15 protein-coding genes are annotated in these 20,789 nt (G+C 68.2%); 8 read left to right on the plus strand and 7 right to left on the minus strand.

The features are described 5' to 3' along the window. Positions 1-31: 31 nt before the first annotated feature. From tuf to ASD21_RS07375, 4 genes are all read left to right on the plus strand, one after another. Positions 32-1,185, plus strand: a 1,154-nt coding sequence (gene tuf, locus ASD21_RS07365) for an elongation factor Tu (protein WP_056459622.1), incomplete at its 3' end; no start/stop codon positions are given. Between the two features lie 41 nt (positions 1,186-1,226). Further along, the gene (locus ASD21_RS25215; RefSeq protein ID WP_442856955.1) at positions 1,227-1,322 is read left to right on the plus strand and encodes a hypothetical protein; all 96 of its coding nucleotides are present in this window, start codon (positions 1,227-1,229) and stop codon (positions 1,320-1,322) included. Between the two features lie 151 nt (positions 1,323-1,473). Next, positions 1,474-1,659, plus strand: coding sequence for a hypothetical protein (locus ASD21_RS07370; protein WP_056438918.1), 186 nt, complete (start codon positions 1,474-1,476; stop codon positions 1,657-1,659). A 195-nt stretch (positions 1,660-1,854) separates the two neighbouring features. Beyond that, a complete protein-coding gene (locus tag ASD21_RS07375; protein WP_056438921.1) occupies positions 1,855-2,340 on the plus strand; it encodes a hypothetical protein in 486 nt (161 codons plus the stop codon). Positions 2,341-2,439: 99 nt separating this feature from the next. Here the strand turns inward: ASD21_RS07375 and ASD21_RS07380 are convergent, their stop codons facing one another. The 5 genes from ASD21_RS07380 to ASD21_RS07400 all read right to left on the minus strand — a co-directional run bounded on the left by ASD21_RS07380 (position 2,440) and on the right by ASD21_RS07400 (position 9,244). After that, positions 2,440-2,940 carry a GNAT family N-acetyltransferase gene (locus ASD21_RS07380; RefSeq protein ID WP_235524854.1) on the minus strand — a complete coding sequence of 167 codons (501 nt, stop codon included), beginning with the start codon at positions 2,938-2,940 and terminating at the stop codon, positions 2,440-2,442. Between the two features lie 10 nt (positions 2,941-2,950). Further along, entirely contained in the window at positions 2,951-6,073 is a 3,123-nt protein-coding gene (locus tag ASD21_RS07385) for an efflux RND transporter permease subunit (protein ID WP_056438927.1), read from the minus strand. Then, a complete protein-coding gene (locus ASD21_RS07390; protein WP_082554670.1) occupies positions 6,073-7,152 on the minus strand; it encodes an efflux RND transporter periplasmic adaptor subunit in 1,080 nt (359 codons plus the stop codon). Before ASD21_RS07390 ends, ASD21_RS07385 begins: the two co-directional genes overlap by 1 nt. Further along, the gene (locus ASD21_RS07395) at positions 7,149-8,669 is read right to left on the minus strand and encodes an efflux transporter outer membrane subunit (RefSeq protein WP_056438933.1); all 1,521 of its coding nucleotides are present in this window, start codon (positions 8,667-8,669) and stop codon (positions 7,149-7,151) included. Before ASD21_RS07395 ends, ASD21_RS07390 begins: the two co-directional genes overlap by 4 nt. 62 nt (positions 8,670-8,731) lie before the next feature. Beyond that, the gene (locus ASD21_RS07400; protein ID WP_056438936.1) at positions 8,732-9,244 is read right to left on the minus strand and encodes a MarR family winged helix-turn-helix transcriptional regulator; all 513 of its coding nucleotides are present in this window, start codon (positions 9,242-9,244) and stop codon (positions 8,732-8,734) included. A 673-nt stretch (positions 9,245-9,917) separates the two neighbouring features. On the opposite strand from ASD21_RS07400, the gene ASD21_RS07405 reads away from it, so the two are divergent. Next, positions 9,918-12,923: a TonB-dependent receptor gene (locus ASD21_RS07405; protein WP_056438939.1), complete on the plus strand. Its 3,006-nt coding sequence runs from the start codon at positions 9,918-9,920 to the stop codon at positions 12,921-12,923. A 93-nt stretch (positions 12,924-13,016) separates the two neighbouring features. On the opposite strand, the gene ASD21_RS07410 is transcribed toward ASD21_RS07405, so the two are convergent. Further along, a complete protein-coding gene (locus tag ASD21_RS07410) occupies positions 13,017-14,255 on the minus strand; it encodes a TetR/AcrR family transcriptional regulator (RefSeq protein WP_056438943.1) in 1,239 nt (412 codons plus the stop codon). Between the two features lie 348 nt (positions 14,256-14,603). On the opposite strand from ASD21_RS07410, the gene ASD21_RS07415 reads away from it, so the two are divergent. Further along, a complete protein-coding gene (locus ASD21_RS07415; protein ID WP_056438945.1) occupies positions 14,604-15,830 on the plus strand; it encodes a serine hydrolase domain-containing protein in 1,227 nt (408 codons plus the stop codon). On the opposite strand, the gene ASD21_RS07420 is transcribed toward ASD21_RS07415, so the two are convergent. After that, entirely contained in the window at positions 15,827-16,480 is a 654-nt protein-coding gene (locus ASD21_RS07420; protein WP_056438948.1) for a hypothetical protein, read from the minus strand. The genes ASD21_RS07415 and ASD21_RS07420 overlap by 4 nt on opposite strands. Positions 16,481-16,970: 490 nt before the next feature. Between ASD21_RS07420 and ASD21_RS07425 the strand changes: the two genes are divergently transcribed. Next, the gene (locus ASD21_RS07425; protein WP_056438951.1) at positions 16,971-19,049 is read left to right on the plus strand and encodes a 3-hydroxyacyl-CoA dehydrogenase NAD-binding domain-containing protein; all 2,079 of its coding nucleotides are present in this window, start codon (positions 16,971-16,973) and stop codon (positions 19,047-19,049) included. 151 nt (positions 19,050-19,200) lie between these two features. Next, the gene (locus ASD21_RS07430; RefSeq protein ID WP_056438954.1) at positions 19,201-20,751 is read left to right on the plus strand and encodes a class I adenylate-forming enzyme family protein; all 1,551 of its coding nucleotides are present in this window, start codon (positions 19,201-19,203) and stop codon (positions 20,749-20,751) included. Positions 20,752-20,789 lie beyond the last annotated feature (38 nt).

A 20,789-nucleotide genomic window follows, 5' to 3' on the forward strand; every position in this document is an offset into this window, starting at 1 on the left:
CTGGCCGTCAAGACGCCCGGAACCTAAGAAAATGGCCAAGGAAAAGTTCGAACGTAACAAGCCGCACTGCAACATCGGCACGATTGGTCACGTTGACCATGGCAAGACGACGTTGACGGCGGCGATCACCATCATTCTGGCCAAGACCGGCGGCGCGACGGCGAAGAACTACGCCGACATCGACGCCGCGCCGGAAGAAAAGGCCCGCGGCATCACGATCAACACCGCGCACGTGGAATATGAGACGGCGGCCCGTCACTACGCCCACGTCGACTGCCCCGGCCACGCCGACTATGTGAAGAACATGATCACSGGCGCKGCGCAGATGGACGGCGCGATCCTGGTGGTTTCGGCCGCCGACGGCCCGATGCCCCAGACCCGCGAGCACATCCTGCTGGCCCGTCAGGTCGGCGTGCCGGCCCTGGTCGTCTACATGAACAAGGTCGACCTGGTCGACGACGAAGAGCTGCTGGAACTGGTCGAGATGGAAGTGCGCGAGCTGCTCAGCTCGTACGACTTCCCGGGCGACGACATTCCGATCACCAAGGGCTCGGCCAAGGTGGCCATCGACGGCGGCGACCCGAAGATCGGCGAAGAGTCGATCCTGGCGCTGATGAAGACGGTCGACGAGTACATCCCGCAACCGGCCCGTCCGCTGGACCTGCCGTTCCTGATGCCGGTCGARGACGTGTTCTCGATCTCGGGCCGCGGCACCGTGGTCACCGGCCGCGTCGAAAAGGGCATCGTCAAGGTCGGCGAGGAAGTCGAGATCGTCGGCATCCGTCCGGTCCAGAAGACCACCTGCACGGGCGTGGAAATGTTCCGCAAGCTGCTGGACCAGGGCCAGGCCGGCGACAACGTCGGCGTGCTGCTGCGCGGCACCAAGCGTGAAGACGTCGAGCGCGGCCAAGTGCTGTGCAAGCCCGGYTCGATCACCCCGCACACCAAGTTCGTGGCCGAGGCCTACATCCTGACCAAGGAAGAAGGCGGCCGTCACACCCCGTTCTTCACCAACTACCGTCCGCAGTTCTACTTCCGCACCACGGACGTGACCGGGATCATCAAGCTGCGCGAAGGCGTGGAAATGATCATGCCGGGCGACAACGCCGAGCTGGACGTCGAGCTGATCACCCCGATCGCCATGGACCAAGGCCTGCGCTTCGCCATCCGCGAAGGCGGCCGCACNGATCATGCCGGGCGACAACGCCGAGCTGGACGTCGAGCTGATCACCCCGATCGCCATGGACCAAGGCCTGCGCTTCGCCATCCGCGAAGGCGGCCGCACGGTCGGCGCCGGCGTCGTGGCCAAGATCGTCGAGTAACCTCGAAGATCCTTAGCTTCGGCTGACAATGCGAAGGCCCCGGAGGAAACTCCGGGGCCTTTTGCTTTTGGGGGGCTCGATCATCGGACCGGAAGATCCGATAGTGCTTGTCATGGGGTTCGTCCCGACCGAGCCGGGCGGAGGATGTAAGATGACGCGCAACAGATCGCCGAACGACCAGTTCAGGGGCCTGCCCCTGCACAATCTCATCGGAGGTCCTCTGAACGCCACGCCCGCCGCTCAGGAAGCCCTGGCCAGGGCCGAGGCTGAATTCATGGCCATGATCGCGGCCTCTGAGGCGCCCACCGAGGCCGAGGATCAGGATCCCGACGCCTAGGCTCTGATCGGCCCGGAAAGGCGCACCTGATCTGGATTGTCAGGGGCCCACGGCATGACGACCTGATCTCGCCCGCCTGCACGCGTGGCTCCGCATCCGGTGGGCCGCCCGACCTGCGCCGCGGGCCGGCGAACGGGCGCCGGTTCCCGTTTCCGAGAGGACGCGTTACCCTGACGGTGAAATCGGGGTGATCTCTTGGTCCGCACCTACCTTCCTGTCCTGGCGCTCGCGCTCGTCCTGGCCGCCTGCCAGAAGACGCCCGACCCGCCGTCGTCCATCCCCCTGCCGCCGCCCGGCCTGGGCGACCGCGTGCGGGTGCTGAGCGCCGACGCCATGGTGGTCGACGGCCAGCACCTGCGCCTGGCCAACGCCTATGGGCCGCAGGGCGTGCCCGACGCCCGGTGCTGGGCCGAGGCCACGGCGGCCCAGACCACGCTGGCCTGGGTGCGGGCGAAGATGAGAGACGCCCGCGAGATCGCCGTCGAGCCTGCCGCGGGCTTCGACGAATTCCATCGCCGGTTGGCGATCGTGAAACTGGACGGCGTCGACCTGGGCCAGGAGATGTACGAGAACGGCCTGGCGGCGCGGCGCGCCGACGGGCTGAACGGACGCTTCGCCTGGTGCGAGCCGATCAGCGGCAAGGCCGTCGGCGCCCCGGCGGTCAGCTCGCTGCTCGACTAGAGCATTTTCAAGCGAAGTGGATTCCGGTTCGCGTGAAGAAAATGCGTCAAAACAAAAGATCTAGAGCCCCGGCCTGATGCAATCAGGTCGGGAAAGACTCTAGAGCGTCAGACGATAGAAGACGCTGTCCACGGCCATGCGCGGAAAGGTCGGGGGCAGGGCTTCGGGCGCGATGCGGGCAAAGCCGTGCTTCTCGTAGAACCGGTGCGCGGCCAGGAACCGGTCGGTCGTCCCCAGATAGATCTCGGCCACGTCGCGGGCCCGGGCATGGCCGATCGCCGTCGCCAGCAGCGGCCCCGCGACGCCCAGGGCGCCGCGCGCCTCCGGGCCGACGAACATCTTGCGCAAGGCCACGGCTCGCCGCCCGTTCGCTTGGGCGCCGATGTCCCTGAGCCCGATCGTGCCGACGACCGCGCCCTCGCGTTCGGCCACCCAGAACCGACCCGCGCCGGTCTGATAGAAGCCGGGCACGTCGGCCAGGTCCGGCTGGTCGTCGGCGGTGACAGCCAGGCCGAACTCGCCGCGCTGGATCGACAGGATCAGCGCCAGCACGGCGGCGGCGTCGCCCGCCGCGAACGGACGGACGACGCCCCCGTTCACAGGTGGACGCTCACAGCCGGTCGACCGGCGACAGGGCCGCCCCATCGGCCTCGCGCGGCGTGGTCATCCGCGAGAGCTTGGGGGTCAGCCAGCGCTCGATGTCGTCGACGATCTCGTAGACCACCGGCACCAGCACCAGGGACAGCACGGTCGAGGTGATCAGCCCGCCGATCACCGCCACGGCCATCGGCTGGCGGAATTCCGAACCGGTGCCGATGCCCAGGGCCGTGGGCGCCATGCCGGCCATCATCGCCAGGGTGGTCATGATGATCGGTCGGGCCCGCTCGTGGCAGGCGTCGAGGATCGCCTCGCGCTGGCTCATGCCGGACCGCTCCTGCTCGATCGCGTACTCGACCAGCAGGATCGAGTTCTTGGCCGCCAGGCCCATCAGCATCAGGAAGCCGATCAGGGACGGCATCGACAGCGACTGGCCGGTGACCAGCAGGGCCAGGAACGCCCCGCCGATCGCCAGGGGCAGGGCCGACAGGATGGTGATCGGCTTGAAGAAGCTGCGGAACAGCAGCACCAGCACGCCGAACACCAGGCCGACCGCCGAGAGCAGGGCGACGGCGAAGCCGGTGAACAGCTCCACGAACGCTTCCTGGTCGCCGGCCGTGGCCGGTCCGACGCTGGGCGGCAGGTTCTTCATGGTCGGCAGATTGCCGACGTCGCTCATCGCCTGACCCAGCTGGGCGCCGTTGTTGAGGTCGGCCTCGATGGTCACCTGCCGCTTGCGGGCGAAGCGGTCGATCTTGGCCGGGCCGGCCTGAAACGACAGGTCGGCGACGGTGTCGAGCCGGGTCGTGCCGCCGTTGGCCGTTGGAATGCGCAGGGCGCCCAGGGCCTCGAGGTCGGCGCGGGTCTCGGCCGGCAGGCGCACCCGGATCGGAATCCGCCGCTCGCCCTGGGTCATCTTGGCGACGTTGGCGTCGATGTCGCCGACCGTGGCCACGCGGGCGATGGCGGCGATGTCGGCGGCGTTGACGCCGAGGCGGGCGGCCTCGTCGGGCTTGGGCCGGATGACGATTTCGGGGCCGCTGGGCGGCGACGACGGACGCGGATCGGCCACCGTGCTCAGCTTTTGCATCTCGCGCTCGATCTGGGCGGCGGTGCGTTCCAGCAGCGGGCCGTCGTCGGAGATCAGGATGGTCTGAACCTCGGACGTGCCCCAGTCGCCCAGCAGGTTGACCCGGGCGTCGGGGATGTCGTGCAGGCCGTCGCGGACCACCTGCTTGATCTCCGTCACGCGCAGGTCGCGCTTGCCGTTCAGCACGATGGTGACCGTGGCGTCGCGGATGTCGGCGGCGCTCTGGCCGCCCCAACCGCTGCCGATGTTCGAACCGACCTGGGCGAAGACGTGCGCCGTCTCGGGGCGCTTGCGGAACATGGCGGTCACGGCCTGGACGGTGCGCTCCATGTCGGCCGTGGTCGCCCCGGGCGGGCCCTGGACCTTGAGATAGTAGTAATTGGCGTTGCCGGCCGGCTGAAAGGCGGTGGGAATGAACTTCACCAGGGCGAACGAGCCGATCAGGATCACCGTGCCGATGATCAGGCTGAGGATCCGGTGGTCCAGCGACCAGTCCAGCACGCCGCGATAGAAGCCCGTGAAGTCGCGGCGCGGATGCGGGTTCTTGGCCGGCTTCAGGAAGTAGGCGGCCAGCAGCGGGGTCAGCAGGCGGGCCACGACCAGCGAGAACAGCACCGCCATGGCGACGGTCAGGCCGAACTCCTTGAAGAACTGGCCGGGCGTGCCGGGCATGTAGGACACCGGCACGAACACCGCCACGATGGTGAAGGTGGTGGCCACGACGGCCAGGCCGATGGAGTCCGCGCCCTCCATCGCCGCCTGGAACGGCCTCTGCCCGCGCGAGACGCGCTTTTCGATGTTCTCGATCTCGACCACGGCGTCGTCGACCAGGATGCCGATGACCAGGGTCAGGGCCAGCAGGGTCACGACGTTGAGCGAGAAGCCCATGACCGACATGAAGGCGAAGGTGGGGATCAGCGACACCGGCATGGCGATGGCGGTGATCAGGGTGGCCCGCCATTCGCGCAGGAACAGGAACACCACCAGCGAGGCCAGCAGCATGCCTTCCAGCAGGGTGTGTTCGGTCGCCGTGAAGCTGGCGCGGGTCTCGTCGACGGTCGAAAAGATCTTCACGAAGGTGACGCCCGGCTGCTTGGCCTCCAGCTTGTCGACGGCCGCCTTGACGCGGTCCTCGACGGCGACGTCGCTGGAGTCGCGGGTCTTCATCACCTGGAACGCGACCACGGGCTTGCCGTCGAGGCGGGCGAAGCCGCGCTCCTCTTCCGAGCCCTGGCCGACCTGGGCCACGTCGGTCAGCCGCACATAGCGGCCGCCGGCGATCGGGATGGTGATGTTGCGAAGCTGCTCGACCGTGGTGGCCGCGCCCAGCACGCGCAGGGTCTGCTCGCGACCGCCGATCCTAGCGCGGCCGCCGGGGGCGTCGACGCTGAAGCTGGCCAGGGCCTGGTTCAGCTGGGGCGCGGTGACGCCGAAGCTGGCCATGCGGTCGGGATCGATGATCACGTTGATCTCGCGATCCACGCCGCCGACCCGGGCGACCTGGGCCACGCCCTTTTCGCCCTGCAGGGCGCGGGTGACGGTGTCGTCGATGAACCACGACAGCTCGGTCGCGCTCATGTTCGGGGCCGAGACGGCGTAGGTGATGATCGGAGCGCTGGTGATCTCCAGGCGCTGGACGATCGGCTCGTCGACCTCGCGGGGCAGCAGCGAGCGGGTCTGGTCGACCTTGGAGCGCACCTCGTCGGTGACCTTCTGCAGGTCCTCGCCGAGGTTGAACTCGATCGTGGTTGTCGAGGCGCCCTGGACCACCGACGAGCGGATGGTCTTGACGTTGGAGATGCTGGCCACCGCGTCCTCGATGGGGCGGGTGACCTGGGTCTCCATCTCGCCGGGCGCGGCGCCGCTCTGGGTGACCGTGACGGTCACGGCGGGGAATTCGACGTTGGGGAACTGCTTGATGGGCAGGCCCATGTAGCAGCCGATCCCGGCGATGATCAGGGCGATGAACAGGACCGCGACGGGGATCGGATTCTTGATCGCCCAGGCGGAGATGCGCAGCTCGCCCGTCTTTTGCTCGCCGGCCATCAGCGCACCGCCTGTTGGGTCGTGGTCGCCGGACGGATCACGTCGCCGTCGGCGACGAACGACGCGCCGCCCAGCACCACGCGGGTCCCGGCCGGCGGACCCTGGACCAGCTGAGCCCAGCCCCCGCCCTTCTGGCCGACCTTCACGGCCACCTGGTGGGCGCGGTTATTGCTGTCGATGGTCATGACGAACAGGCCGTCGGCCTCATAGCGGATCGCCGCCTCCGGAATGGCGGTCACCGCCGCGCCCGAGGCGCCGAAGGTGGCGCGGCCGAAGCCGCCGGGGCGCAGGTCGGGACGGACGGGCAGGCGCACGCGCACCTTCCCCAGCCGGGTGGCGCTGTCGACCCGGGGACTGACCAGGCGCACGACGCCCGACACCGACTGGCCGCCTGGCAGGCTGACCTGGGCCGGCTGGCCGGCGCGAACGCCCGCCAGGTCGGCCTCGTTGACCTCGGCGTCCAGCTCGACCAGGCCGTCGCGGGCGATGGTGAACCACGGCGTGGTCCCGCCGCCGGCGATCTGGCCCGGCTGAACGCCGCGCTGCAGGACCAGGCCGCTGACCGGCGCGGTGATGGTCATCCGCGAGACCCGGGTGCGCAGCTCCTTCAAGGCCGCTTCCTGGGCCTTGGCCTGATAGCGGCGGGTCTCGATCTGCTCCTGGCTGATCACGCCCTGGCCGTCCAGGCCGGCGACGCGGCGGGCCTCGGCGTCGGCCTGGGCGGTGACGGCCGCCTGCTGTTCGACCTGGGCCCGCAGCAGGGTGTCGTCCAGCTGGGCCAGGGGCTGGCCGGCCCTCACCCAGTCGCCCTCGTCGGCGTAGAGGCGGGCGACACGGTAGCCGCTGAGCTCCGAGCCGACCGCGGCCTCCTCGCGCGAGACCAGCAGGCCCGAGGCCTCGACCCCGCCGCCCAGCGGCCGGGTCTCGACGGAGCCGACGCTGACGGTGCGGGCCAGGGCGGCGGCCGGGGCCTTGGCGGCGGGTTTGTCCTTCTTCTCGCCGCAGGCTGTCAGGCCCGTCGCGGCGATCAGGATCATGGCGGCGAGCGCGGTGCGGGTCGTCATGGGAGAGGGTCTCATTTCGAGGAAACTTGGGTCGGGGCCGCGCCTTGCGCGGCGTTTTGGAGGGCGACGACGGCGTCTGGCGACCAGCCGCCGCCGAGCGCCTTGTAGGTCTGGACGGCGTGCAGCAGGGCGTCGGTGCGGGCGCTGGTCAGGACGGCGCGCGACAGCCGCCAGGACTGCTCGGCCTGCAGGGTGGTGGTCAGGTCGATCAGGCCCAGGCCGTAGCCCTTGCGGTTGGCCTGGTAGGCGCGTTCGGCCCGGGCGACGCCGGCGGTCAGCAGGGCGACGCGGCGCTGGTCGGCGGCCAGTTGCAGCATGGCGTTCTCGGCCTCGCCATAGGCGGTCTGCACGGCCTTCTCGTAGGCGATGGCCGCCTGCTGGGTGCGGGCGTCCTGGGCGTCGATGTCGGCCAGCAGGGCGGGAATGTTCAGCACCGGGATCGAGACATTGGCGCCGATGGTCCAGGCCGAGCTGGTGGTCGAGGTCTGACCGCCGCCGCCGCCCGCGAACGGGAACGACGGCTGGACGCTCTTGGTCAGGCCGGCGCCGGGCGTGATGTTGAAGGTCGGCAACAGCGCCAGTTCGTTGAGCTTCAGATTGCCGGAGGCGGAAGCTAGGCGCGCCTGCGCCTCGCGCACGTCCGGGCGACGGCCCAGCAGCTCGCCGGGGATCGTGGCGGGCGCGGCCGGCGCCAGGTCGAGCTGGGCTTCGACCGGCAGGCTGGCCAGGGGATCGACGCCGCGCCCGACCAGGATCAGCAGGCTGCGGCGCGCCGCGCCCAGCTGGGCTTCCAGGTTGGCGACCCGGGCCTGGGTGTCGGCCAGGTCGGCCTCGGCGCGGTCGGCTTCGGAGGTGGCGATCAGGCCGGCGTCGGCCTTCCTGGTCGCGAAGTCGCGCAGCGAGGCGTTGATGCGCTCGGTCTGGCGGGCGTCGTCCAGCTGGACGGCCAGGCCGCGCGCCTCGAAATACGACTGGGCGACATTGGCGGCCAGCGAGGCGCGGGCGCCTTCGTAGGCGAAGCGGGCGGCGGCGAAGTCGTTGTCGACCACGCTCATGCCGGCGCGCTTGCGGCCGAACAGGTCCAGCTCCCACGACACATCGAAATTGGCCGCGTAGTTCTCGCTGTCGCCGCCCTGGGTGAAGCCGGCGGCGCCGCTGCTGTCGAGGATTTCGGTGTGGGTCTTGCTGGCGCTGCCGGTCAGCGGCGTGCCGGGGATCCAGATCTGGCGCACCTGGCCCTTGCGGACGGCCCGGGCTTCTTCCAGGCGCGCGGCGGCGGTGCGGGCGTCGGGCGCCTTATCCAGCGCCGTTTCGATCAGGTCGGTCAGCCGCGGATCGTTGAAGCTGGTCCACCAGTGGTCCAGGTCCGCCTGGGCCGATCCGGCGGGCGCCTCGTAGGCGGCCGGCAGGCGGGTGTCGGGCGTCGGGCGTGGGGTGTTCACGCAGCCGGCCAGGGCCAGGCCCGCCAGACCCAGGGCCAGAAGGGAGGCCCCGGATCGGAACGGCCGAGGGCGCCCGCGCTCTCCGGTCATGATTTCACTCATCAATAATCACCTGCAGGCGCGACCGAAGGGGGAGGACGGTCGTGGCTATTTCAACAATGGGGTTCGGAGCCCGACGACGGCGGAAGGCCGGCGACCGTGCCGTAGACGTCGACCACCTGATCCAGAAAGCGCTCGATGACTTGGCGTTCGGCCGGGTCCAGGCGGGCGATGACGCCGTCCAGTCCGTCGATCATCGGCGCCAGCCGCTCGAAGGCCCGCTCGACCGAGGCCTCCACGGGCACGACGCAGATCTTGCGCCGGTCGTGGGCCCGCCTCTGGCGCGCGACATGGCCGGCCCGCTCCAGGCGGTCGACGATCTGGGTGGCGGCGGCCGTCGTCACCTTCAGATGCTCGGCCAGCTGGCCGGGCGTCATCGGGCCGTTGTTCAGAAGCTGCTCCAGCGCGGCCATGTCGGTGACGTTCACGCCCAGACTCTCGCCGATCTTGCGGCCGATCTGGCGCGTCAGCATCGAGATGGTCTTCAGGCGCTGGCCGATCGGATCGCGGGGCGCGTGCGACGCGCGCCATCCCCCCTGCGCTGAACTGGGATCGCTGGTTTCCATGGCGGCGATCGATATCGCTAAGCAACTTAATAGTCAAATTACTTAGCGATATGGTTGAGCGCCTCGGAGCGCTCGCCGCGCGCCTGGCTGACAGCACACTCATCGCCAGAACCCCAAGAGGGCGGCCGCCCGACTAACGCCGCCGATCATCGTTCGTTCAATTGGGGATGAGGACGGCGGGATGAAAGGGCGGGACGGCAACGCTTTTTCTCCTGCCGGCGATTGATGACGCGCGTTGCGTTGCTGGCGCTCGCGCATGGGCCTCGAGGGAATGACGAGCGAAGCTTCGGCTTTGCGACACCGGCGCGGCGATTATTTCGCCGGCGCGGATTCGAAGCGGTGTCGGGCGGCGTTCGAGGCCCCGGCGCGATGCGCGGTTGACGTGGCGTCAAAACATACCGCATCATCGAAACAGATGTTCGACTCCCAAGGTCTGGCATTCGCTCGCGCGGAATGGCGGGCTTCAGTCAAGCGTTTCCAGTACCTGGCCTAGGGGGATCCCACGGTTGTCGGCTCGCGAACACGCATCTTCAGTTTTCGAAACGTGCGCATCGGGCGGCGCGGCGGCTAAGGCCGCCCCGCGGATCGATCCACGAGCGAGGCGCGCCGCCGACTGAGTTTCCCGAAGCCCAAAAGACCTGCGTTCAAAAAAAGCAGCACGGGAGGGAAGACCATGAACAAAGCGATGTTCCTGCGCGGGGCCTCGGTCCTGACGCTCACCTTTTGCGGGGCGGTCGGCGCCGCCCACGCCCAGACGCGGCCACCGGCCGACCAGGGGCCGACCACGGTGGAAGAAGTCATCGTCACCGGATCGTTCATCCGGGGCACGCCCGAGGACGCCTCGCTGCCCGTCGACGTGATCGGCGTCGAGGACCTGCAGAAGCAGGGCTCGCCCTCGACGGTGGAAATGCTCAAGGCCTTGCCGGTCTCGAACGGCGTGCTGGGCGACACCAACCAGTTCGACAGCCGCGCCCAGGGCTCGGAGGGCTCGGGCTCGGTCAACCTGCGCGGCCTCGGCTCGCAGCGCACCCTGGTGCTGATGAACGGTCGGCGCCTGGCGATCAACCCCCTGGCCGCGGCCGGCGCGGGCATCGTCGACACCAACATCATTCCCACCGCCGCCATCGGCCGGATCGAGGTGCTGAAGGACGGCGCGGCGGCGACCTACGGTTCGGACGCCATCGCCGGCGTCGTCAACTTCATCACCAAGAAGAACTTCAACGGCCTGGAGGCCGGGGCCGACTACCGGTTCATCGACGGCTCGAAGGGCGACTACGGCCTGAACGTCACCTACGGCAAGGTCTGGGACAAGGCCAACATCCTGGCCGCCATCGGCTGGCAGCATCGCTCGAAGCTCGGCGTGGCCGACCGTGACTGGGCCAACAAGCCGTATCTCGACAACCCCGAGGCGGGCTGGTCGGCGGCGGGCAATCCCTCGACCTTCATCCCGGCCGCGGCCTCGACCACCGGCTTCCGCGACCCCAGCTGCTCGTCGCTGGGCGGCTTCGCCGGCTTCAGCGGCCTGACCCCGGTCTGCTACTGGCACTACACGCCGTTCGACAACCTGGTCGAGAAGCAGGACGCCATCCAGGCCTATGGCGAGGTCAACGCCGAGCTGTCGGAAAAGACCAAGTTCCACATGGAGGCCCTGTACAGCCACACCGACGTTCCCGACTGGAACACCTCGCCGTCCTACGCGGCCCTGGCGGTGCCGACCGCCGAGGTGGCCGCCGCGCCCAGTCTTACGGGCCGCTACTACGTGCCGGCCAACAACCCGGGCCTGATCGCCTTCATGGCCGCCAACCCGACCATCGTCACCACCAGCCTGGTGACCGGCGCCCAGACCACCGTGCCCTCGGCGATCCTGGCGGGCGGGGCGATCAACGCCGCCAACCGGCCCTATGGCCTGGGCGGCAATCCCGCCTTCGGTTACGGCCCCTCGATCGGCGCGCGCGCCTATGACGCCTACCGGGTGTCGGGCGACCTTTCCGGTGAATTCGACAACGGCGTCGGCTGGGACCTGGCCCTGACCTATTCGCAGGAGGTCGGCATCCGCACCGGCTACGACACCCTGGTCAACCGGTTCGAACTGGCCCTGCGCGGGCTGGGCGGCCCGCGTTGCGACACCGACGCCGCCACCCCGGGCATCCAGGGCGTGCCCGGCGTCAACGGCTGCCTGTTCTACAATCCGTTCGCCAACGCCATCCCCGGCAACGCCACCACCGGCGTGGCCAATGCGGGCTACAACCCGGCCCTGGCCAACAGCGAGGAAGTCACCCGCTGGTTCTTCCAGAAGCTGACCACCAAGCAGGCCTCGCGCCTGTTCGTCGGCGAGGCGATCCTCAACGGCAAGACCAACATCACCCTGCCGGGCGGCGACGTCGCCTGGGCCGCCGGGGTGCAGTACCGCCGCACCTACTTCAAGTCCGACTACAACGACATCTCCAACGCCTTGATCAATCCGTGCGTCAACACGCCCGACTACGGCGTCACCACCTGCACCGGCTCGGTCCGCAACGGCCCGTTCATGTTCCTGGGCGTCAACACCCCGGCCGACAAGCAGAGCGACGTCATGGCCGGCTTCGGCGAGCTGTCGGTGCCGATCACCGAGGATCTGCAGATGCAGCTGGCCGCCCGCTACGAGGACTATGGCGGCGCCACCGGCTCGACCTTCAACCCGAAGGTCGCGCTCCGCTGGCAGGCCACCTCGTGGATGGCGCTGCGCGGCTCGGCGGGCTCGACCTTCCGCGGTCCGCCCGACCCGCAGCTGGTCACCTCATCGATCACCTCGCTGCAGAGCATCCTGGGCGTGTTCCGCGCCGTCGATATCTACGGCAATCCCAACCTGCAGCCGGAAGAGGCCAACACCTATAACGCCGGCGTCCTGTTCAGCAGCGGCAACTTCAAGGCCAGCATCGACTACTTCCAGTTCGACTTCGACAAGCCGATCGTCGCCGAACCGGTGGCGGGGATGGTCAACGCCCTCTATCCGAACGGCGCGACCGGGGCCAACAACTGCGGAAACCCGGCCTACGCCGCCCTGCAGGCGCGGTTCACCTACACCACCAGCTGCAGCACGATCTCGTCGCTGGCCCGCCTGAAGACCTATTATGTCAACGGACCGTCGATCAAGAATTCGGGCATCGACTTCTCGGCCGACTACATCTTCGAGGACGTGGGCGGCGGCGACCTGCGGCTGGGCGCCAACGCCACCTACATCTCCGAATACAAGATCGACGCCCAGACCGTCGAAGGCGTGGTGGTCACCCCGGCGTTCGACGCGGTGGGCCTGCTGAACTACCAGACCATCGCCGTGCCGGTCCCGCAGTGGAAGGGCGACGTGTTCGGCGAATGGACCCGGGGACCGCACAACGTCCGCCTGACGGTCCACTATATCGACAGCTACACCGACCAGCGCACCGCGCCGTTCGCGGCCGGGGCCTACAAGGACTCCTCCGGCGCGCCGGTGCAGGTGGCCAACGGCAAGACGATCGACACCCAGATCCTGACCGACCTAGCCTATCGGGTGTTCCTGCCCTGGGACACCACCCTGACGGCGGCGATCACCAACGTCTTCGACCAGGATCCGTCCTACGCCCGTCTGGACCTCGGCTACGATCCGTTCACCGGCGATCCGCTGGGCCGCACCTACAAGCTGGGCGTCCGGAAGAAGTTCTAGGATGAGGACGGGGACACACACTCACGCCACGGGCGGCGTCCAGCTGGATGCAGAACTTGGAATGAGTGTGTGTCCCCAACTCTTGGAGCCGGCCTACCTCGAAAACAACCCCGTCAGCAGCGGCCGGGCGAACAGCCGGGCGGCTTCCTCGCGCTCCAGTCCGGGGACCCAGATCCCCAGCGAGGCGGCGGCGTTGAGCATCGAATTGATCATGTGGGCCGCGATCATCGGGTCCACGGCCCGGACCGAGCCCTCGGCCACGCCGTCGGAGATGATCGCCGCGAAGCGTTCGGAGCCTCGGTTGTAGCCCTGGGTCATTTCGGTGCGGATCTCGATCGGCAGGGCGCCCATCGACGAGGCGCGCAGAAGCGGACCGTGCTCCGACAGCTGGTAGGCGACCAGGGCCGCCGTCGCCGACGACAGCTGCTCCCAGCTGTCCTCGGCCAGGTCGCGGGCGTCGACCTGGGCCTTGCGGGTGACGGCGAAGGTGCGCTCGAAGCACTCGACCACCAGGGCGTCCTTGTCCTCGTGGTGGTGATAGAACGAGCCCTTGGTGACGTTCAGTTGGGCCGAGATGTCCTCGACCGAGGCACCGCGATAGCCGCGCTGGTTGATCAGCCGGGTGGCGGCGACCAGGAAGGTCTCGCGCCATTCCTGGCCCTCGGGCGCCTCCGGCGTCGGATCGGGCAGGACCAGCGGCTTCCAGGCGTTGTCTCCCGCGCCTTTCGGCGCCAAGCCGTTGACCAGGATGTCGTACATCTTGTCGCGCACCCGGCCGTAGTCGTCGACGTCGTAGCGCCGCAGCCACGAGCCCGACCAGAACACCTGCTCGAGCAGCAGGTGGGTGCGGGCGTTGCGGTCGCGCTTGTCCAGGTGATCGAACTCGGGGCCTTCGAAGAAGCCGCGCACCCGGCGGAACAGGTCGTTGAACGCGCCCTGCACCGAGCCGCGCAGGGGCTCCTTCAGGGCCCGCATCTCGGTGAAGCTGGTCAGAGGCGCGGCCTCGCCCAGGCGCACCCGGCGGTTCAGGTCGAGATAGAGGTCCAGGAAGGCCAGCAGGCGCGTGGGCGCGTCCGGCGCCTTGGCCGCCTCGCCGACCAGGGCGCCGAAACGCTCCAGGCCGCGCATGAAGCAGGCGGCCGCCAGGTCGTCCTTCTTGCGATAATAGTAGGTGACGCTGGTGGTGATCAGGCCGACCTTGGCGGCGACATCGGCCAGGGTCATGCCCTTGACGCCCTGGCGGTTCAGGATGGCGGTCGCGGCGGCGAGGATCGCTTCCTTCTTCTTCGCGTACCGCTCGGTGGCGGGGCTCGCGATCCGGCCGTCGTCCATGTGTCGCCCCCTCGCTCGCGGCCGAAGCCCGCGTCCCTTGGACCCGTTGGTCCAATTTAGGAAGCCCTGTCTTCACAGCAAGGCGCGCGGCTCGTTTCGCATCGCTTTCGTGAGCCCGGAATCTTGCGGCCGTGTTGCGCGATTGAAGCGGCGGCGTGGTTCGAAGGCCGGGGACGCGCGAACGGCCCGTCGCGCGAGGACTTGCCCATCCCCGCTCCCTAGTTTTCAATCGATATGCGCATGACGGGGCGAGGGCGGGTTTCGACGCGCCGCCTCTTCGATCGCGCCAAGAACAGTAGGCCCGCCCCTGTGATCCTTCAGGCGGCCGGCCGCAGGAGGGATATCGTCTTGAGCACGCCTGAAGCCGTGGGTTTGTCATCGGATCGACTGAAGCGCATCGACGCCTTCATCCAGGAGCGCTACATCGCGCCCGGAAAGCTGCCCTGCGCCTTGGTGCAGGTCTGGCGTCGCGGCCAGTTGGCCCACACGACGATCCTGGGCTCGGCGGACAAGGAGCGCGGGCGGCCGCTGAAGGCCGACAGCCTGTTCCGCATCTATTCGATGACCAAGCCGATCACCTCGATCGCCTTCATGATGCTGGTCGAGGAGGGCAAGGTCGCGCTGGACGATCCGGTGCACCGGTTCATCCCGTCGTGGAAGAAACTCGGCGTGTTCCAGGCCGGGGTGACGGGCGCCTTCATGACCACGCCGGTCGATCAGCCGATGCGGATCATCGACCTGCTGCGCCACACCTCCGGCCTGACCTACGGCTTCCAGCAGCGCTCCAACGTCGACGCCGCCTATCGCAAGTTGAAGCTGGACGGGGTCGACAGCGAGGGCGGTCTCGAAGCGTTCGTCGAGACCCTGGGGAGCGTGCCGCTGGAGTTCTCGCCGGGCGAGGCCTGGAACTATTCGGTGGCCACCGACGTGCTGGGCTACCTGGTCGAGGCGATCTCCGGCCAGCCGTTCGACGCGTTCCTGAAGGAACGGATCTTCGATCCGCTGAAGATGGTCGACACCGGCTTCTTCGTGCCCGACGACCAGCGCGATCGCTTCACCGCCTGCTACACCCTGAACCCCAAGGGCGAGGTGGTGCTGCAGGACGATCCGACCACCAGCCGCTACCTGTCCGAGCCGGCGGTGAAGTCGGGCGGCGGCGGCCTGGTCTCGACAGCCGACGACTACATGCGGTTCTGCCGCATGCTGCTGAACGGCGGCGAGCTGGACGGCGCGCGGATCGTCAGCCCCAAGACCCTCAAGCTGATGACCATGAACCACCTGCCGGGCGGCAAGGAGCTGACCCAGATGTCGCAGTCGCTGTTCAGCGAGGCGGTGTTCGAAGGCCTGGGCTTCGGCCTCGGCTTCGCCATGACCATCGACCAGGCCCGGACCAAGAACCTGGGCTCGCTGGGCGAGTACTTCTGGGGCGGCATGGCCTCGACGGCGTTCTGGATCGATCCGGTCGAGGATCTGGCGGTGGTGTTCATGACCCAGCTGATCCCGTCCTCGGCCTATCCGATCCGCCGCGAATTGCGGACGCTGGTCTATGCGGCGCTGACGGAGAGTAACGCCTAGCCCCTAGGTGGCGGCACGTTGGAAATGATCACAGGCGGCCCGCAGGGCTTGAGATCGGCCAGGGCAGCCCGGCGCGTGGACGCAAACAGCGCATCGACCATCGCCTGCGGTGGGTAGCGCAGTGTTCCCGACCCCAGTTCATGGCCGTCGAGGTCCAGCCGTTTGAGCGCGATGTTCACGCCAGCGGGCAGGGCGGTCAGCCGGTCCGGATGGATAGGATAGCGTGGGCCGCGAGCGATCCGGTGGTCCACGGACCCTCGGATCTTGGCCGGGTCGCCCCAGTCTCGCTGGGGTTCGCCGGAATATTCCGACACGGTCCAAGGGCCGCCATCGAAGCTCCAGGCGATGTTTTCGCGAACCGCCGCCTTGGGGTCGGGCAGCGGCATGTAGGCGGTGAAGAAGAGGCCCACGGGCGATCCGAGGACGTCGCCGACGGGCTCGTAATGGGTCCCGGCGGCGAAGGTCTTGTCAGCGCTGGCGACGTCGAGATGGACATAGGTCACTTGCGGAGGGGCGGCGCCAAACTGCCTGACGGTCACGAACATCTCGGCCGCGCCAGAGGTTATCCGGCCCCCGCCGCACCTGTCTTCGGCCAGCGCGCCTAACGGCAGGCTCAGCGCCGCCAGAACGGCGATCCATCCCAATTTCATGTCATCGGTCCCCCTCGAACGATCGAGGGGTAGCTTAACCGCGGCATATGCAAAATCGAAACGTCGCTCCAGCCACAAGAAAGCGGCGCGGGACGGGGGTCCCGCGCCGAGTGCGCTTCACCTAAGTCGACACGCCGAAACGGCGCGCCACGTGCGCGCGAGACGGCCGGCTTCGAAGATGTGGGACGTGTGCAAGTCGCGCCCCCGACACCGGCCCCTTACGCGTACGCCCTCGACAGTCGAAGCCCGCATCGGCGTATCCGCGAGGTTCGCGGGCGCTTGGCTCGGCGGCTCCCCCCGCCCCGCACGGATCGGCTCCGGCTGAAATTCTCATTTTCGAATTTCGAGTACGAATGGAGCGGCGTCAATGGCAGGCGCCTAATTTCCCGGCGCCCCTACGGACCTCTGGACTTCGGCGACAGGTCGTGCAGGGTTCGCTTCAAACAACCGTTCAAAAGAACGCAACCACAGACTTGAGGGTGGAAAAGCCATGGCCGCGATCAACAACGTCACGGATCTGACCGTCGAAGGCGACATCGGGGTGGTGACGCTCAACTCGCCGCCGGTCAACGCGCTGTCGGCCGCCGTGCGCGAGGGGCTGTCCAAGGCCTTCGACGCCGCCATCGCCGACCCGGCGGTCAAGGCCATCGTGCTGATCTGCGAGGGCAAGACCTTCATCGCCGGCGCCGACATCACCGAGTTCGGCAAGGCCATGACCGGCCCGTCGCTGCAGGAGGTGCAGAACACCATCGAGAACTCGCCCAAGCCGGTGGTCGCCGCGATCCACGGCACGGTGCTGGGCGGCGGGCTGGAGGTGGCGCTGGTGGCGCACTACCGCGTGGCGGTGCCCTCGGCCAAGGCGGGTCTGCCGGAAGTGAACATCGGCCTGCTGCCGGGGGCCGGCGGCACCCAGCGCTTGCCGCGCGTCGTCGGCGTCGAGAAGGCGCTGGAGATGGTCACCACCGGCCAGCACGTGCCGGCCAAAGCCGCTCTGGCGATGGGCCTGTTCGACTCCATCGTCGAGGAGGGCGCCCTGCGCGACGGGGCCATCGCCTTCGCCCGCGTGGTCCTGGCCGAGGACAAGCCGCTGACCCGCATCCGCGACCAGAACGCCAAGGTCGAGGCCGCGCGCGGCAAGCCCGAGATCTTCAGCGAGTACCGCAAGGCCAACGCCCGCAAGTTCCGCGGCTTCCTGGCGCCGGAGAACAACATCAAGTGCATCGAGGCGGCGGTGAACCTGCCCTTCGACGAAGGCCTGAAGGAAGAGCGCCGGCTGTTCATGGAGCTGATGACCGGCAGCCAGTCGGCCGCCCAGCGCTATGTGTTCTTCGCCGAACGCCAGGCCGCCAAGATCCCGGACGTGCCGGACGACACCCCGATCATCCCGATCAAGAAGGTGGGCGTGATCGGGGCCGGCACCATGGGCGGCGGCATCTCGATGAACTTCCTCAACGCCGGCATTCCGGTGACGATCATCGAGGCCAAGCAGGAGAACCTCGACCGCGGCGTCGGGGTGATCCGCAAGAACTACGAGAACACCGCCAAGAAGGGCCGCCTGACCCAGGACGACGTCGAAAAGCGCATGGGCCTGCTGACGCCCTCGATGAACCTGGAAGACCTGGCCGACTGCGACCTGATCATCGAGGCCGTATTCGAGCTGATGGAGATCAAGAAGGAAGTGTTCGGCAAGCTGGACAAGATCGCCAAGCCCGGCGCGATCCTGGCCTCCAACACCTCCTACCTCGACATCGACGTGATCGCCGCTTCGACCTCGCGGCCCGAGAGCGTGATCGGCCTGCACTTCTTCTCGCCGGCCAATGTCATGAAGCTGCTGGAGATCGTGCGCGGGGCCAAGACCGACAAGTCGGTGATCGCCACCTCGATGCAGATCGGCAAGAAGATCGGCAAGGTCGCGGTGCTGGTCGGCAACTGCCACGGCTTCGTGGGCAACCGCATGCTGGCCCAGCGCCAGCGCGAGGCCCAGAAGCTGATCCTGGAAGGCGCCATGCCCTGGGACGTCGATCGCGTGCTCTACGACTTCGGCCTGCCGATGGGCCCGTTCGCCATGAGCGACCTGGCCGGCCTCGACATCGGCTGGGACCCGGCCAAGACCTCGTCGTCCACCGTGCGTGAAGTGCTGTGCGAGATGGATCGTCGCGGCCAGAAGAACGGCAAGGGCTTCTACGACTACGACGAGAACCGCGTCGCCAAGCCCTCGAAGGACGTCGAGCAGGTGATCCTCGACTTCGCCGAGAAGCGCCAGATCCAGCGCCGCGCGATCAGCGACCAGGAGATCCTGGAGCGCTGCCTGTATCCGATGGTCAACGAGGGGGCCAAGATCCTGGAAGAGGGCAAGGCCATCCGGGCGTCCGACATCGATACGGTCTGGATCAACGGCTACGGCTGGCCGGTCTACACCGGCGGCCCGATGTTCTGGGGCGAGCTGACCGGGCTGGATAAGATCCTGGCCAAGATGAAGGAATTCCAGGCCAGCCTCGGCGACGACTTCAAGCCGTCGGCCCTGCTGGAACGGCTGGTCGCCGAGGGCAAGGGGTTCAAGGACGCCTGAACGCGTCCAGAGCTTTTCCCGTTGTCATCCCGGGCGAAGCGCAGCGAAGACCCGGGACCCAGGGGCCGTGCGCACCGCCCCTGGGTCCCGGACAGCCTCTGCGAGGCTTCCGGGATGACAACTGTTTTTGCGTGATGCGGATGTGCTCGCCATGACCTCGATCCAATCCATGATGACCGCCGACTACGGCGTGATGGGCGACATCCTCCGCCTCCGCGCGGCCGAGGCTCCCGACCATCCCGCCGTGATCATGGAGACCGGCGAGACGGTCACCTACGGCCAGCTCGACGCCCTGGCCGACCGGGTCGCCGCCGCCCTGCAGCGCGACGGAATCCGGAAGGGCGAGGCCGTCGCCGTCTGCGCCCTGTCGTCCATTCCGTATGCGGCCTTGTTCCTCGGCGCCCTGCGGGCCGGCGTGGCGGTGGCGCCCCTGGCCCCGTCCTCGACGCCCGAGGCCATCGCCGGCATGGTCGCCGACTGCGGCGCGCGGCTGTTCTTCATGGACGCCGGGGTGGCCGAGGCCCAGAAGGCCGTCCCGATCGCCGTACGCTACATCGCCCTGGACGGTTCGGACTTCGGCGAGGCGTTCGACGCCTGGCTGGCGCCCGAGGGCGCGATCCCGACCGCCGTGGCGATCGCGCCGGAGGACCCGTTCAACATCATCTATTCCAGCGGCACGACCGGCGCGCCCAAGGGCATCGTCCAGTCGCACGGCATGCGCTGGAAGCACGTGTTCCGCGGCGACGCGGTGGGCTACGGCCCCGGGGCCGTCGCCCTGCTGTCGACCCCGCTCTATTCCAACACCACCCTGGTCTGCTTCTTCCCCGCCCTGGCGGGCGGCGGCACGGTGGTGCTGATGAGGAAGTTCGACGCCGGCCGCTATCTGCAGCTGGCGCAGGCCCATCGCATGACCCACACCATGCTGGTGCCGGTGCAGTATCGCCGCCTGATGGACCGGCCCGACTTCGACGACTTCGACCTGTCGTCGACCCACCTGAAGTTCTGCACCAGCGCGCCGTTCTCGGCCGAGCTGAAGGCCCAGGTGCTGGCCCGTTGGCCCGGCGGGCTGGTCGAGTATTTCGGCATGACCGAGGGCGGCGGCACCTGCATCCTGATGGCCCACGAGCATCCGGACAAGCTGCACACCGTGGGACGTCCCGCCCCCGGCCACGACATCCGGCTGATCGACGAGGACGGCGTCCAGGTCGGCCCCGGCGTGGTCGGCGAGATCGTCGGCCGCTCGGCCGGCATGATGAACGGCTATCACGGCCAGCCGGGCAAGACCGCCGAGGCGACCTGGGTCTCGCCCGAGGGCTGGAGCTTCATCCGCACCGGCGACGTCGGCCGCTTCGACGAGGACGGCTTCCTGACGCTGATGGACCGCAAGAAGGACATGATCATCAGTGGCGGCTTCAACATCTATCCCAGCGACATCGAGGCCGAGATCGTCAAGCATCCCGACGTGGTCGAGGCGGCGGTGGTCGGCGTGCCGTCCGACGCCTGGGGCGAATCACCGGTGGCTTTCGTGGCCGTTAAGCCGAATGCGCGAATTGACGCGGACGGGTTGAGGACCTGGGTCAATGCTCGCCTCGGCAAGACCCAGCGGCTGGTCGACCTCAAGCTCTTGGAATCCTTGCCCCGCAGCCATATCGGCAAGGTTCTGAAGCGCGAGTTGCGCGACAGCTGGACGTCTCTTGCCTAGGTCGAAGATTCCGGCCACCTTTTTGCCGCGACGGCGCG

The sequence above is a fragment of the Caulobacter sp. Root1455 genome, from assembly GCF_001426905.1.
In the GTDB taxonomy this organism is placed as follows: domain Bacteria; phylum Pseudomonadota; class Alphaproteobacteria; order Caulobacterales; family Caulobacteraceae; genus Caulobacter.